Origin of the sequence: Ectopseudomonas oleovorans (genome assembly GCF_029845265.1) — a bacterium.
Lineage (GTDB): Bacteria > Pseudomonadota > Gammaproteobacteria > Pseudomonadales > Pseudomonadaceae > Aquipseudomonas > Aquipseudomonas oleovorans.
On the sequence record NZ_JAOCLK010000018.1, the window covers coordinates 74458 to 87580 of the forward strand.

The following is a 13123-nucleotide window of genomic DNA, read 5'->3' on the forward strand; positions in this document are numbered from 1 at the left end:
CGGTACCTACCCATTTCATGTGCAGGCGATCGGGCCTGCCATCTGCTGGCGCCAATTCGGCGTGTCGCCTTGCTCGAGCGCCCCTATAATGCGCACTGTTTTCACTTAATGAAGTAGGTATCGCTCGATGAAACGTCCCAGTGGCCGCGCCGCCGATCAGTTGCGCTCGATTCGCATCACCCGCAACTACACCAAGCACGCCGAGGGTTCGGTGCTGGTGGAGTTTGGCGATACCAAGGTGATCTGCACCGTCAGCGTCGAATCCGGCGTGCCGCGCTTCCTCAAGGGCCAGGGCCAGGGCTGGCTGACTGCCGAATACGGCATGCTGCCGCGCGCCACCGGCGAGCGTAACCAGCGTGAAGCCAGCCGCGGCAAGCAGGGCGGGCGTACCCTGGAAATCCAGCGCCTGATCGGCCGTTCGCTGCGCGCAGCACTGGACATGACCAAGCTGGGCGAGAACACCCTGTACGTCGATTGCGACGTGATCCAGGCTGACGGTGGCACCCGCACTGCCTCCATCACCGGCGCCATGGTGGCGCTGGTCGATGCCCTGAAAGTGCTGAAGAAGCGTGGTTCGCTCAAGGGCGAGCCGCTCAAGCAGATGATCGCAGCGGTGTCGGTCGGCATCTACCAAGGCGAGCCGGTGCTGGATCTGGACTACCTGGAAGACTCCGCCGCCGAGACCGACCTCAACGTGGTGATGACCAATGCCGGTGGCTTTATCGAAGTGCAGGGCACTGCCGAAGGCGCGCCGTTCCAGCCTGACGAATTCAACGCCATGCTGGCACTGGCGCAGAAAGGCATGAACGAGATCTTTGAACTGCAGAAGGCCGCTCTGGTCGACTGAAATCTTTAGCCGAGCAAGGAGCACCCGTATGAACGACGATATGCAAAACCCGGTTCCGACGCCCAGTCAGGAAGCGCGTCAGTGGGCCATGTTCTGCCACTTTGCCGCGTTTCTCGGCCTGGTGTTCCCCTTCGGCAATCTGCTTGGCCCGCTGATCATCTGGCAGATCAAGAAAGATCTCGACCCCTTCGTCGATGCACAGGGCAAGGAAGCGCTGAACTTCCAGATCAGCGTAGCGCTGGCCGCAGTGGTCTGCTTCATTCTGATGGTGGTGGTGATCGGCTTCCCGCTGCTGATGCTGTTGGGCCTGGCGGCGCTGGTGTTGACCATCATCGCGGGTATCAAGGCCAATGAAGGGCAGAACTATCGCTACCCCTTCAGTTGGCGTTTGGTGAAGTGAGCCCGTGCGTACTTAATCGGCACTAAATCTAGTGCCGATCAGGCAAGTTCCCGCAGCCGCTTTTCGTAGGAGCCCCGCCCCGGGGCGAAGTCTTTCAAGTGCGCGCCGCCCTTGTTCGCGGCGGGGCGCCGCTCCTACAAATCCGCTGCGCCGACATGCTAATGACGGGCGTTAGGCGCTAAGCCTGCGCTCCTGCCTGTCGATCAGACGCTGAGAATCCAGTCGTAATCGACGATCAGCGGCGCATGCTGGGAGAAGCGCGGTTGGCGTGGCAGGCGCGCGCTGCGCACGCTGCGGCGCATGCCGGGGGTGAGCAACTGGTAGTCGAAGCGGTAACCCAGGTTGAGCATTTCCGCCTGCTCGTTATCCGGCCACCAGCTGAACTGGTCGCCTTCGCGGCTGACTTCGCGCAGGGCATCGACATAACCCATATTGCCAACCACCTCATCCATCCAGGCGCGCTCGGGCGCCAGGAAACCGGGAGATTGCTGGCAGTCGCGCCAGTTCTTCACATCCAGCTTCTGGTGCGCTACATGCAGCGAGCCGCAGTAGATGTACTCGCGACGCTTGCGGCGTTGCTTGTCCAGATAATGGGTGAAGTCGTCCATGAACTTGAATTTCTGATTCAAGCTCTCGTCACCGTCCCGCCCGCTTGGCAGCAGCAGGGTGGCGATACTTACCTTGTCGAAATCGGCCTGCAGGTAGCGCCCGTAGCGATCGGCCATCTCGAAGCCGAGGCCGCTGATCACCGCCTTGGGTTGCAATCGCGAGTAGAGCGCCACGCCACCTTGGCTGGGCACTTCACCGTCGCATGCATAGAGGAAATAACCATCCAGTTGGAAGGCTTGGTCGTCCATTTCAAAGGCGGAGGCACGGGTGTCTTGCAGGCAGATCACGTCGGCATTCTGGGCTTGCAGCCAGCTGAGCAGACCTCGCTCGGCCGCAGCCTGAATACCATTCACGTTCACACTGATGATCCGCATAAATGGCCCCCAAAAACACGTGCGTGTATGATACCCGAGCTCACCTCATTTAGCTAAATCCGTGCCGTCCGGGACTTTTCATGCAAGCGTACCAGCGCGATTTCATTCGCTTTGCCATCGAACGCGGTGTTCTGCGTTTCGGTCAGTTCACTCTCAAGTCCGGGCGTACCAGCCCCTACTTTTTCAACGCCGGCCTGTTCGACAGCGGTCTGGCGTTGGCGCAGCTGGGGCGTTTCTACGCCGCAGCCATCGTCGACAGTGGTATCGATTTCGATGTGTTGTTCGGCCCGGCTTACAAAGGTATTCCGTTGGCAGCAACCACTGCCGTGGCACTGGCCGAGCATCATCAGCGCGATCTGCCCTGGTGCTTCAACCGCAAGGAAGCCAAGGATCATGGCGAAGGCGGTACCCTGGTCGGTGCGCCACTCAAGGGCCGTGTGTTGATCGTCGATGACGTGATCACCGCCGGTACCGCGATCCGCGAAGTGATGCAGATCATCCAGGGCCAAGGCGCACAGGCTGCCGGCACCTTGATCGCGCTGAACCGCCAGGAGCGTGGTCAGAGCGAGCTTTCGGCGATTCAGGAGGTCGAGCGGGACTTCGGTATGCCCGTAGTGAGCATCGTGTCACTCGAACAGGTACTGGAATATCTGGCAGAGGATGCTGAACTGAAGCAATATCTGCCGGCCGTCGAAGCCTATCGCGCCGAATATGGAATCTAGCCCTAGTACAAGGTAGTCCTATGCCTGCACCGCGCCTGACTCGCTGTATGCTGCTCTTTAGCCTGCTGCTGCCATTGTCGGGGGGCGCGGCTGAACTCTATCGTTACGTCGATGACAAGGGCGTAACCGTGCTCAGCCGTCAGGGTGTGCCGCCGGAATTCATCGGCAAGGGCTATCAAGTGCTCAATGATCAGGGGCGTGTCGTGCGGGTGATCCCGCCGGCCCCGACGCCTGAGGAGTTCGCCCGCATGCAGGCGGACAAGGCACGCGCCAGCAGCGATGCTCAATTGCTGCGGCTGTACACCAATCTTGACGATGTCGACCGTGCCCGTGAGCGCAAGCTGGCCGAGCTCGACAGCGTCACCAGCGTCGCGCGTGGCAATCTGCAGTCGGTGCGTACTCAGCAGGCCAACCTGCAGAGCCAGGCCGCCGACCATGAGCGTGCCGGGCGCCAGGTACCGGAACATTTGCTGGCGCAGATCAACAACCTCAAGGAAGAGCAGCAGCGCCTGCAGCGTGATATTGCGCGTTACAAGGAAGCCCGCACTCAGGCCGAGGCCGGTTTTGCCGCTGATCGTGCGCGCCTGGCCGAGCTGTTCGGCGAGCCGCAGAAAAAGCCTTAGGGCTCAGGCATTCAGCCTTGCGGCTGAGTCTTCTCGAAATTCTCGATCTTTTCCCTGAGCCACTGCGGCAGCGGGGCGCTGCTGCGTGTCGCGCCGTCGGCGTGAACATAGACGATTTCGCCGCTGGTCAGTAGCTCGCCGTCGCGCCAGATGCCGAGCGCAAAGGTCAGGCTGGAACGACCCAGACGCGCGCTGCGCACGCCAATCTGCAGTTGATCGTCGAAGCGCGCCGGGGCGCGGTATTCGAGCAAGGTGCGGATGGCGAAGAAATCGCCGCCGTCCTGTGCCAGGTCACCCGGATAGGCGACGCCCAGCGTGCGAAAGTATTCGGTGATGGCAACGTCGGCGTAAGTCAGGTAGTGGCCGTTGAAGACGATGCTTTGCGGATCGACTTCGGCCCAACGCACGCGCAAGGCGTGGAAAAAACTGAACTGGCTGAGTTCGGGCAGGCTGCTCATGGGCGTTCCTTATCAGGGGTGCCTGGTGAGCGTGCATGTTGAGGAAGGTTGCGGCAAGTTCGAGTCGGTGTGCGGATGGCTTGCGATAAGGCTGCGCGATGGTTTGGGTAGGGTGCACTGTGCGCACCGCCGTGTTTGCCTAGTCTTCGCTCGCGTTGCGGGCATCTTCGGCCGCAAGTGGGGGAGGGGCATCAGAGGGATGCGTGGCGGCTTGCCCTCACCCGCCCTTCGGGCACCCTCTCCCAGGGGGAGAGGGTCATCAGAAGGCCGCGTGGCGGCCGCTGTTTAAGGGCGCTTGCGGTTGCTGATCATGGTGCCGTTGCCGATATCGGTGAAGATCTCCAGCAGCACTGCATTGGGTACACGGCCATCGATGATGTGCGAACTGGTCACGCCACCCTGCACCGCTTCCAGGGCGCATTTGATCTTCGGCAGCATGCCGCCGTAGATGGTGCCGTCGGCAATAAGATCGTTGACCTGCTCGGTGGTGAGGCCGGTGAGCACCTCACCCTGCTTGTTCATCAGGCCGGCGATGTTGGTCAGCAACATCAGTTTCTCGGCCTTCAGCGCCTCAGCCACCTTGCCAGCGACCAGGTCGGCATTGATGTTGTAGGACTCACCGCCCGGGCCGACGCCGATGGGTGCGATGACCGGGATGAAGTCGCCCTTGACCAGCATGTTGAGCAGGTCGGTATTAACCCCGGTAACCTCGCCGACATGGCCGATATCGATGATTTCCGGTTGAGTCATCTCAGGCGTCTGGCGGCTGACCGTGAGCTTCTTGGCGCGGATCAGGCCGGCATCCTTACCGGTCAGGCCGATGGCGCTGCCGCCGTGCTGGTTGATCAGGTTGACGATGCTCTTGTTGACCTGGCCGCCGAGCACCATTTCCACCACGTCCATGGTGGCGGTGTCGGTGACACGCATACCGTCGATGAAGTGGCTCTCGATGGACAGGCGCCCCAGCAGATCACCGATCTGCGGGCCACCGCCGTGCACCACCACCGGGTTGATGCCGACCGCCTTCATCAGCACGATGTCGCGGGCGAAGCCCTGCTTGAGCTCCTCGCTTTCCATGGCGTTGCCGCCGTACTTGATCACCAGGGTCTTGCCGACGAAGCGGCGAATGTAGGGCAGGGCTTCGGACAGTACCTTGGCAACCTGGGCAGCGGCGTCACGCTCGAGGGTCATGCAGGGGCTCCTGGAACAAATCGGTCAAAAGGGCAGTTGCAGGTCGGGGGCGACCTTGAGCAGTTGGGTGCGGAACACGTCCTGGATACGCTCCAGCTCTTCCTGGGTGTCGGCCTCGAAGCGCAGCACCAGCACCGGTGTGGTGTTGGACGCACGAATCAGGCCCCAGCCCTTGGGATAGTCGACGCGTACACCGTCGATGCTGGTGATGTTCGCCTCGCCCCACTGGCCTTCACGCTGTAGGCGTTCGATCATGCCGAACTTGGTCTGCTCGGTGACCTTGATGTTGATTTCCGGCGTGGAAATGTCGCTGGGGAAGGCGCTGAACACCTGCTCGGCGTTGCGTTTTTCCAGGCTGAGGATTTCCAGCAGACGGGCAGCGCTGTAGATGCCGTCGTCGAAACCGTACCAGCGCTCCTTGAAGAAGATGTGACCGCTCATCTCGCCGGCCAGCAGGGCACCGGTTTCCTTCATTTTCTTCTTGATCAGCGAATGGCCGGTCTTCCACATCACCGGGCGACCGCCGTAGCCGCTGATCAGCGGGGTCAGGCGACGGGTGCATTTGACGTCGAAGATGATGTCGGCGCCGGGGTTGCGCGAGACCACGTCCTTGGCGAACAGCATCAGCAGGCGGTCGGGGTAGACGATGTTGCCGGTGTTGGTCACCACGCCGACACGGTCACCGTCGCCGTCGAAGGCCAGGCCCAGGTCGGCGTTTTCCGCTTTGACGCGGGCGATCAGGTCGACCAGGTTTTCCGGTTTGCCCGGATCCGGGTGGTGATTGGGGAAGGTGCCATCCACTTCGCAGAACAGCGGAATCACGCTGCAGCCCAGGGCTTCGATCAGTTGTGGGGCGATCACGCCAGCGGCGCCATTGCCGCAGTCGACCACCACGCGCAGTGGCTTGGCCAGGGCGATGTCGTCGCGAATGGTCTTGAAGTAGCGTTGCAGCACGTCGACCTGCTGCACGCTGCCGACGCCTGTGGCCAGGTCGTTGTTGTCCAGGCGCGTCTTCAGCGCGAGGATCTGTTCGTTGGCCAGGGTGTCGCCAGCGATGATGATCTTGAAGCCGTTGTAGTCCGGCGGATTGTGGCTGCCGGTGAGCATCACGGCCGAGCGGCCTTCCAGCACGTTGGCAGCGAAGTACACCACCGGGGTCGGCACCATGCCGATATCGGTCACTTCGCAGCCGCAGTCGAGCAGGCCTTGTACCAGTTGCTGCAGCAGTTCCGGGCCGGAGAGGCGGCCGTCGCGGCCGACGATGACCTTGGGCTCGCCCTGGGCCAGGCTCTGCGAGCCGATGGCGCGGCCAATCCAGTAGGCATATTCGGCGGTCAGGGTGTCGCCCACCACGCCACGGATGTCGTAGGCGCGGAAAATGTCGGCGGGAAGTGTAGGGGCGCTTTGGCTAGTGCTCATTGCGGGGCTCTGCTCCAGTCCCAGGAGATCCTGGTCTTCATCGAGAATGTCGATATCGAGGATATCGGTGTCCTGAAACAGCGGGTCGACCAGCTCGGCTGGCTTGGCTGCCGGCTGAGCGGCGGCTGCCGCGGCTGTTCCTTTAACGGGGGTGCTGCTGCCTTCAGCGCTACTGCGGCGCGGCAATCGTGCCAGGCTTTGGGCCAGCGCATCGAGCACCGGCATGCTGAGGCTGAAGGCTTTGACGTTCTTACCGGCGGAGAGTTCTTTGAGCATTTGCCCGAGTTGCTGGGCGTCGAGATTGACGCGCCGCTGCAGCGCGCCCTGCACCAGGATCATGCCGATCAGGGCACCGCCCAGTGCAAGCAGGAACGCGAGGCCGAGCATCGCGGGAGAAATACTGCCTTGAGTCAGGCCGGGGCCGGGGGTGAAGCTGATCTTCCAGTAGGGGTTGCCGGTGGCGAAGGTCTGCGCAGCGGCTGCGTCGCCTGCCTGGCCGCGCTGTAGCAGCACCTGCGCCGGTGTGTTGGCGAACTGCTGCACCAACTGCACCTGGCCATACTCGGGTGGGAGCGCCGGCACAGCTGCGAGCAGTCGCTGCAGGTCGAAGGCCAGCAGCAGTGTACCCTGGGCTGGCTGATTCTCACTCAGGCGCAGGGCCACGGCGCTGTAGGCCAGCCAGCGCTCACCCACGCGATAGGCTTCGATAGCGGGTTGCTGACCGCTTTCGGTACGGCGCAGCATGTCCAGGCCGGCGAAGTTCATCGGCGCGGCACGGGAGGTGTTCTGTACCGCTTCGCCGCGGCGATTGAGGTGGGCATCGATCACGCCATCCCAGTAGCCCAGGCGCCGTTCGACTTCGCTGACCCGCAGGTTGTCGCCGCTTTGCAGTGCTTGCAACAGCTCCGGGTTGCGAGCAGCGGCGAGGCTGTCGGCCTGCAATTGCTTGAGCGCCTGCTGCACGGCAGCGGCCTGGTTGCTGCCAATGACCTGCACCAGCTCTGCCTGGCGTGCCTGGCTGCTGCTGTTATCGGCAAACCACAGCAGCGCGGCGCCTGCGGCCCCACCGATCACGGCAGCCAGCAGACCGGGTAACAATGCGCCCAGCGAGGTGTTCGCCGTCTTGCCCTCGGGCTTGCTCGGCACCAGGCTGGCAGCCGTGTTGGCTTCCTTGGCAGTACGCTTGAAGAGTTTCACGTGGGTGCTCCTCGGCGGGTCGTCCTGTGGGGTGTGAATCAGTGGCTACCGGAGTGGCCGAAGCCGCCAGCACCACGTTGGGTCTCGTCGAACTGCTCGACCAACTCGAAATGCGCCTGCACCACCGGTACCAGCACCAACTGCGCGATGCGCTCGCCGATGGCGATGGTGAAAGGCGTCTGGCCACGGTTCCAGCACGACACCATCAGCTCGCCCTGGTAGTCCGAGTCGATCAGGCCGACCAGATTACCGAGCACGATGCCGTGTTTGTGGCCGAGGCCCGAACGCGGCAGGATCATCGCGGCCAAGCCTGAGTCGCCGATGTAGATCGACAGGCCGGTGGGAATCAGCACGGTCTGGCCTGGCTCGAGGACGATCTCCTCCTTGAGCATGGCGCGCAGGTCGAGGCCGGCGGAGCCCGGCGTGGCGTATTGCGGCAGCGGGAATTCCTGGCCGAGGCGAGGGTCGAGGATCTTGGCTTGCAGAGCGTGCATGGTCAGTTCTTGTTCAGTCGTTCGGCGATAAGGGTGATCAACTGGCGGGCGATCTTGCCCTTGCTGGTCTGGGCGAAGCTGGTTTGTTGCAGTCCACGGTCGATCACGGTGATGGCGTTCTCTTCACTATTGAAGCCGATGCTGGGGTTGGCCACATCATTGGCGACGATCAGATCGAGATTCTTGTCGCGCAGCTTGCGCGAGGCGTACTCCAGCAGGTTCTCGGTCTCGGCGGCGAAGCCCACGCTGAACGGGCGATCCTCGCGGCCGGCGATGGTGGCGAGGATATCCGGGTTGCGCACCATTTGCAGGAGCATCCCTTCGCCACTGCTGGGGTCTTTCTTCAATTTGTGCTGGGCTACCACTTCCGGGCGGTAGTCGGCCACCGCGGCGGCGGCGATCAGCACGTCGCAGGGCATGGCGGCTTCGCAGGCGGCGAGCATGTCGCGGGCGCTGACCACGTCGATGCGGCTGACCCGGTCCGGCGTCGGCAGGTGCACCGGACCGCTGACCAGGGTCACGCGCGCGCCGGCTTCGGCGGCGGCCTCGGCCAGGGCGAAGCCCATCTTGCCGGAGCTGTGGTTGGTGATGTAGCGCACCGGGTCGATGTTTTCCTGGGTCGGGCCGGCGGTGATGAGGATGTGCAGGCCATCGAGCGCCTGGCGCTGGAAACAATCGGCGGCCAGTAGGGCGAGGTCGTTGGGTTCGAGCATGCGGCCGAGACCGACATCGCCGCAGGCCTGGCTACCCGAGGCTGGGCCGAACAGGCGCATGCCGCGACTTTGCAGCAGTTCGAGGTTGGCTTGGGTGGCTGCGTCGCGCCACATGGCCTGGTTCATCGCTGGAGCCAGGGCAATCGGCGCATCGGTAGCCAGCACCAGCGTGGTCAGCAGGTCGTTGGCCACGCCATGGGCCAGGCGCGCGATCAGGTCGGCGGTGGCTGGAGCGATGAGGATCAGATCGGCCCAGCGCGCCAGCTCGATATGGCCCATCGCGGCTTCGGCGGCCGGGTCGAGCAGGTCGAGGTGCACAGGGTGGCCGGACAGGGCCTGCAGGGTCAGCGGGGTGATGAACTCGCGCCCGCCCTGGGTCATCACCACGCGGACTTCGGCGCCTTGATCCTTGAGTCGGCGAACCAGTTCGGCGCTCTTGTAGGCAGCAATACCGCCCCCGACGCCGACGATGATGCGTTTGCGATACAGCCGCTGCATAGGCTTGCCTTTTATAAACCGGTGGATGTGCGCCACGTGACCAACGCCTCCCCAGGCCGGCCCCGTGTAAAAAGATGGGCTACGATAGCACAGCGCCCGCAGCGTAACAGCGGGTGCCTGGCTAGATGAGGCACCTCTAAAAAACGTAGGCGAGGCAGTCAGCACAAGGCAAAAACAAGCGAAACGACCAACGGGAGTAACAGCCGAAGGCTGGCCCGTAGGGCGAACGCAGTGAGTCAAAAGCGGAGTTTACGAGCTGTAAATGAGCATTTGATTCGCTTCGCTCACCCCTATGGGGCCGCGCGGAAGCGCGTTCAGTCTTCGACTGTGAGCTGTTTTTAACGCAGTGATGGCAACGCAGGTAGTTTTTAGAGGTGCCGTACAGGGAGGTGTGCATGAGCATTCGTGACTGGCCCGCGGCAGAGCGCCCGCGGGAGAAATTGCTGGAGCAGGGCGCGGCGTCGCTGACCGATGCCGAACTGTTGGCGATCTTTCTGCGTACCGGGGTGACCGGCAAGAGTGCGGTGGATCTGGCGCGCTATCTGCTCAGCGAATTCGGTAGCCTGAGGGCTCTGCTCGAAGCCGATCTGGCTGGCTTCAGCCAGCACCTCGGCCTGGGCCCGGCCAAGTACGCGCAACTGCAGGCGGTGCTGGAGATGTCGCGGCGCCATCTGGCCGAGCGCCTGCGCCGCGATTCAGCGCTGGAAAGCCCGCAGGCGGTGCGCGATTACCTCAAGGCGCAGCTGCGCCACGAGCCGCATGAGGTGTTCGGCTGTCTGTTTCTCGATGCCAAACATCGGGTGCTGTCCTTCGAGGTGCTGTTTCGCGGCAGCATCGACAGCGCCAGCGTTTATCCCAGGCAGGTGGTCAAGCGTGCGCTGGCCAACAATGCCGCCGCCGTCATCCTTACCCATAACCACCCATCGGGCGTGTCGGAGCCCAGCCAGGCCGACCGCGTACTGACCCAGCGGCTCAAGGATGCTCTGGCACTGGTCGAGGTGCGCGTGCTCGATCATTTCATCGTCGGCGATGGCGAGCCGCTGTCGATGGCCGAACTCGGCTGGATGTAGCTGCTACAGGCGTAGGGCAGGTGTAACTCGCCGTATCGATGGTGGCGGGTTGCACCCGCCCTACATGTCGGAACCCGCCCTCCCGGCGAGGATTCGGTGCGTAGGGTGGGCTTTGGCCCACCATGATGATGGATCAGGGTGCCATCTGCACCGAGGCAAAATTCTGCCGGCCAAACGGGCTGACCTGGTAGCCCTCGACCTTGCTATTGAGCAACGCGAAGGCGGTGGGGTGGGCCAACGGCAGCCACAGCGCCTGCTCCTGAATGATCTGCTGCGCCTTGTGATAAAGGCGGCTGCGCTGATCCTGGTCGCTGCTGGCCTTGCCGTCCGCGATCAGCTTGTCCAGCGTTGCGTCGCAGTAGCGGGCGAAGTTCAGCCCGGACTGCACCGAGGCGCAGGCGAACTGCGGGGTGAGGAAGTTGTCCGGATCGCCGTTGTCGCCAGCCCAGCCCATGAACAGCAGGTCGTGCTCGCCGGCCTTGGCGCGGCGGATTAGCTCGCCCCACTCGATCACGCGAATTTCGGCAGCGATGCCCACCTTGGCCAGATCCGCCTGCAGCAACTGCGCGCCGAGGCTCGGGTTGGGATTGAGCAGGCTGCCGCTGGGTCGGGTCCAGATGGTGGTCTTAAAGCCGTTCGTGAGGCCTGCTTCGGCCAGCAAGGCGCGGGCCTTGGCCGGATCATGTGCATAGCCGGGCAGTTCGCTGGCGTAGCTCCAGGTGTTCGGCGGGTAAGGACCATTGGCCGGCTCGGCGCTGCCTTCGAACACGGCCTTGACGTAGCTGGCCTTGTCGAAGGCCAGGTTGATCGCCTGGCGCACTTGCGGTTTGTCCAGTGGTGGATGCTGGCTGTTGATGCCGACGAAGGCGGTCATGAACGCGGCGGTCTGCGCGCTTTTCAGCTTGGCGTTGGTGGCGATGGCCTGCACGTCCTGCGGTTTCGGCGACAGGGCGATCTGGCATTCGCCACGGCGCAGCTTCTGCAGGCGCACGTTGCTATCCGGGGTGATGGCGAAGATCACTCGGTCCACGCCCGGCTTGCCAGCGAAGTAGTCCGGGTTGGCGCGGTAGCGCACCACGGCATCTTTCTGGAAACGCTCGAAGACAAACGGGCCGCTGCCCACCGGCGCGCTATTGAGCTTCTGCGGGGTGCCGGCGGCCATCAGCTTGTCGGCGTATTCGGCGGAATAGATCGAGGCGAAGCCCATGCTCAGGGTGGCGAGGAAGGTGGCGTCGCGGCGATTCAGGGTAATGCGCACGCTATGGGCATCCGGCGCCTCGACCTTGGCGATCAGGCTGGGCCACTGCATCGATTGGGCGTGTGGGTAACCGCTGGTGGCCACCGCATGCCAGGGGTGCTGCTCGTCGAGCATGCGCTGGAAGCTGAACAGCACGTCCTGAGAACCGAGGTGGCGACTGGGCGTGAAGTCGGCGCTGTGGTGAAATTGCACGTCGTCGCGCAGCGTGAAGTCGTAGACCAGCCCGTCGGCGGAGATCGACCAGCTGCGCGCCAGGCTCGGCAGTAGCTTGCCTTGCTCGGCGTCGAATTCCACCAGGCGGTTCATCAGCATGTCTGCCGAGGCATTGGTAGTGGTCAGCGAGTTGTACTGCACCACGTCGAAACCCTCCGGGCTGGCTTCGGTGCATACGCTGAGGGTGGCGGCCTGGGCCAGGATCGGGGTGCACAGTAGAGCAGCGAGCAACAGGCGCATGGTGAAGTCCTCATTCCTGGCGTGAACGGCAAGCTTGCAACCCTAATCGATTTGCCATGCGCTGAATACCCGATCGAGGCGACGAGCGGTCAAATCTTGATCAGGCCCCAACGGGCCGGCCCCCGGCGGGGCTGCTGGCTCGGGGTTGGGTTTTATCCTGCGTTTTTCCTTGTTGCTCCCAGGGCTTTCTGGTATAAAGCAGCGCTCTTTTCTAGGGGCCCGGTTCTTGCGCTATCCAGTGCGCCCGGTAAGACCCTCGAGAAACGCGGCGCCGAGCGCCAATGACATTGAGTTTAAGCGGCCAACCCATGCCGGGTTGGGCATGTGGTTTTAGAGGGCTGAGGCATGTCGAGAGTCTGTCAAGTTACCGGTAAGGGTCCGGTAACCGGGAACAACATTTCCCACGCAAACAACAAAACCCGTCGTCGTTTCCTGCCGAACCTGCAGCACCATCGCTTCTGGGTCGAGTCCGAGAAGCGCTTCGTGCGTCTGCGCGTATCTGCCAAGGGCATGCGCGTCATCGACAAGCGTGGCATCGACGTAGTGCTGGCTGAGCTGCGCGCTCGCGGCGAAAAGGTTTAAGGAGAGAGTCATGCGTGAACTGATCCGTTTGGTGTCCAGCGCCGGTACCGGCCACTTCTACACCACCGACAAGAACAAGCGCACCACCCCCGATAAGATCGAAATCAAGAAATTCGATCCGGTCGTACGCAAGCACGTGATGTACAAGGAAGCCAAGATCAAGTAATTGATCGGTTACCTGGCAAAGAAGCCCGCCCTAACCGGCGGGTTTTTTT

14 protein-coding genes are annotated in these 13123 nt (G+C 62.8%); 7 read left to right on the plus strand and 7 right to left on the minus strand.

Features of this window, described 5'->3' with window-relative positions; all coding sequences use genetic code 11:
- The first annotated feature begins 127 nt into the window (after positions 1-127).
- Positions 128-847: a ribonuclease PH gene (rph, locus tag N5J71_RS11625; RefSeq protein ID WP_045735823.1), complete on the plus strand. Its 720-nt coding sequence runs from the start codon at positions 128-130 to the stop codon at positions 845-847.
- 28 nt (positions 848-875) lie between these two features.
- The gene (locus tag N5J71_RS11630) at positions 876-1247 is read left to right on the plus strand and encodes a DUF4870 domain-containing protein (RefSeq protein ID WP_279534010.1); all 372 of its coding nucleotides are present in this window, start codon (positions 876-878) and stop codon (positions 1245-1247) included.
- Positions 1248-1450: 203 nt separating this feature from the next.
- Here N5J71_RS11630 and N5J71_RS11635 read toward each other — a convergent pair whose 3' ends face one another.
- A complete protein-coding gene (locus N5J71_RS11635; protein WP_039965397.1) occupies positions 1451-2230 on the minus strand; it encodes a catabolite repression control protein Crc in 780 nt (259 codons plus the stop codon).
- Positions 2231-2310: 80 nt separating this feature from the next.
- On the opposite strand from N5J71_RS11635, the gene pyrE reads away from it, so the two are divergent.
- Both pyrE and N5J71_RS11645 read left to right on the plus strand, forming a co-directional pair.
- On the plus strand, positions 2311-2952 hold the full coding sequence (gene pyrE, locus N5J71_RS11640; protein WP_003464595.1) for an orotate phosphoribosyltransferase: 642 nt from the start codon (positions 2311-2313) through the stop codon (positions 2950-2952).
- Between the two features lie 20 nt (positions 2953-2972).
- Positions 2973-3575, plus strand: coding sequence for a DUF4124 domain-containing protein (locus tag N5J71_RS11645; protein WP_279916886.1), 603 nt, complete (start codon positions 2973-2975; stop codon positions 3573-3575).
- An 11-nt stretch (positions 3576-3586) separates the two neighbouring features.
- Here the strand turns inward: N5J71_RS11645 and N5J71_RS11650 are convergent, their stop codons facing one another.
- The 5 genes from N5J71_RS11650 to coaBC form a co-directional block, all read right to left on the minus strand.
- The gene (locus tag N5J71_RS11650; protein WP_075750724.1) at positions 3587-4033 is read right to left on the minus strand and encodes an acyl-CoA thioesterase; all 447 of its coding nucleotides are present in this window, start codon (positions 4031-4033) and stop codon (positions 3587-3589) included.
- A gap of 285 nt (positions 4034-4318) precedes the next feature.
- Positions 4319-5224: an acetylglutamate kinase gene (gene argB / locus N5J71_RS11655; RefSeq protein WP_075750722.1), complete on the minus strand. Its 906-nt coding sequence runs from the start codon at positions 5222-5224 to the stop codon at positions 4319-4321.
- Positions 5225-5248: 24 nt separating this feature from the next.
- A complete protein-coding gene (gene algC / locus N5J71_RS11660) occupies positions 5249-6643 on the minus strand; it encodes a phosphomannomutase/phosphoglucomutase (RefSeq protein WP_208614024.1) in 1395 nt (464 codons plus the stop codon).
- A gap of 1235 nt (positions 6644-7878) precedes the next feature.
- Complete coding sequence (gene dut / locus N5J71_RS11665; RefSeq protein ID WP_003464588.1) at positions 7879-8334, minus strand: dUTP diphosphatase; 456 nt, start codon at positions 8332-8334, stop codon at positions 7879-7881.
- 2 nt (positions 8335-8336) lie between these two features.
- Positions 8337-9545, minus strand: a complete 1209-nt coding sequence (coaBC, locus tag N5J71_RS11670) for a bifunctional phosphopantothenoylcysteine decarboxylase/phosphopantothenate--cysteine ligase CoaBC (protein WP_206407559.1) — start codon at positions 9543-9545, stop codon at positions 8337-8339.
- A gap of 395 nt (positions 9546-9940) precedes the next feature.
- Here coaBC and radC point away from each other — a divergent pair, with 395 nt between their 5' ends.
- Complete coding sequence (gene radC, locus N5J71_RS11675) at positions 9941-10615, plus strand: RadC family protein (protein WP_003464579.1); 675 nt, start codon at positions 9941-9943, stop codon at positions 10613-10615.
- A gap of 133 nt (positions 10616-10748) precedes the next feature.
- Here radC and N5J71_RS11680 read toward each other — a convergent pair whose 3' ends face one another.
- Positions 10749-12326 carry an ABC transporter substrate-binding protein gene (locus N5J71_RS11680; RefSeq protein ID WP_279916887.1) on the minus strand — a complete coding sequence of 526 codons (1578 nt, stop codon included), beginning with the start codon at positions 12324-12326 and terminating at the stop codon, positions 10749-10751.
- Between the two features lie 345 nt (positions 12327-12671).
- On the opposite strand from N5J71_RS11680, the gene rpmB reads away from it, so the two are divergent.
- Both rpmB and rpmG read left to right on the plus strand, forming a co-directional pair.
- A complete protein-coding gene (gene rpmB, locus N5J71_RS11685) occupies positions 12672-12908 on the plus strand; it encodes a 50S ribosomal protein L28 (protein WP_003242523.1) in 237 nt (78 codons plus the stop codon).
- A gap of 10 nt (positions 12909-12918) precedes the next feature.
- Positions 12919-13074, plus strand: coding sequence for a 50S ribosomal protein L33 (gene rpmG, locus N5J71_RS11690; RefSeq protein WP_003464575.1), 156 nt, complete (start codon positions 12919-12921; stop codon positions 13072-13074).
- Positions 13075-13123: the final 49 nt, after the last annotated feature.

Excerpts from the sequence above, each read along its gene's own strand:
- rph (WP_045735823.1), top strand. The coding sequence starts at position 128 with ATGAAACGTCCCAGTGGCCGCGCCGCCGATCAGTTGCGCTCGATTCGC.
- N5J71_RS11630 (WP_279534010.1), top strand. The coding sequence starts at position 876 with ATGAACGACGATATGCAAAACCCGGTTCCGACGCCCAGTCAGGAAGCG.
- N5J71_RS11635 (WP_039965397.1), bottom strand. The coding sequence starts at position 2,230 with ATGCGGATCATCAGTGTGAACGTGAATGGTATTCAGGCTGCGGCCGAG.
- pyrE (WP_003464595.1), top strand. The coding sequence starts at position 2,311 with ATGCAAGCGTACCAGCGCGATTTCATTCGCTTTGCCATCGAACGCGGT.
- N5J71_RS11645 (WP_279916886.1), top strand. The coding sequence starts at position 2,973 with ATGCCTGCACCGCGCCTGACTCGCTGTATGCTGCTCTTTAGCCTGCTG.
- N5J71_RS11650 (WP_075750724.1), bottom strand. The coding sequence starts at position 4,033 with ATGAGCAGCCTGCCCGAACTCAGCCAGTTCAGTTTTTTCCACGCCTTG.
- argB (WP_075750722.1), bottom strand. The coding sequence starts at position 5,224 with ATGACCCTCGAGCGTGACGCCGCTGCCCAGGTTGCCAAGGTACTGTCC.
- algC (WP_208614024.1), bottom strand. The coding sequence starts at position 6,643 with ATGAGCACTAGCCAAAGCGCCCCTACACTTCCCGCCGACATTTTCCGC.
- dut (WP_003464588.1), bottom strand. The coding sequence starts at position 8,334 with ATGCACGCTCTGCAAGCCAAGATCCTCGACCCTCGCCTCGGCCAGGAA.
- coaBC (WP_206407559.1), bottom strand. The coding sequence starts at position 9,545 with ATGCAGCGGCTGTATCGCAAACGCATCATCGTCGGCGTCGGGGGCGGT.
- radC (WP_003464579.1), top strand. The coding sequence starts at position 9,941 with ATGAGCATTCGTGACTGGCCCGCGGCAGAGCGCCCGCGGGAGAAATTG.
- N5J71_RS11680 (WP_279916887.1), bottom strand. The coding sequence starts at position 12,326 with ATGCGCCTGTTGCTCGCTGCTCTACTGTGCACCCCGATCCTGGCCCAG.
- rpmB (WP_003242523.1), top strand. The coding sequence starts at position 12,672 with ATGTCGAGAGTCTGTCAAGTTACCGGTAAGGGTCCGGTAACCGGGAAC.
- rpmG (WP_003464575.1), top strand. The coding sequence starts at position 12,919 with ATGCGTGAACTGATCCGTTTGGTGTCCAGCGCCGGTACCGGCCACTTC.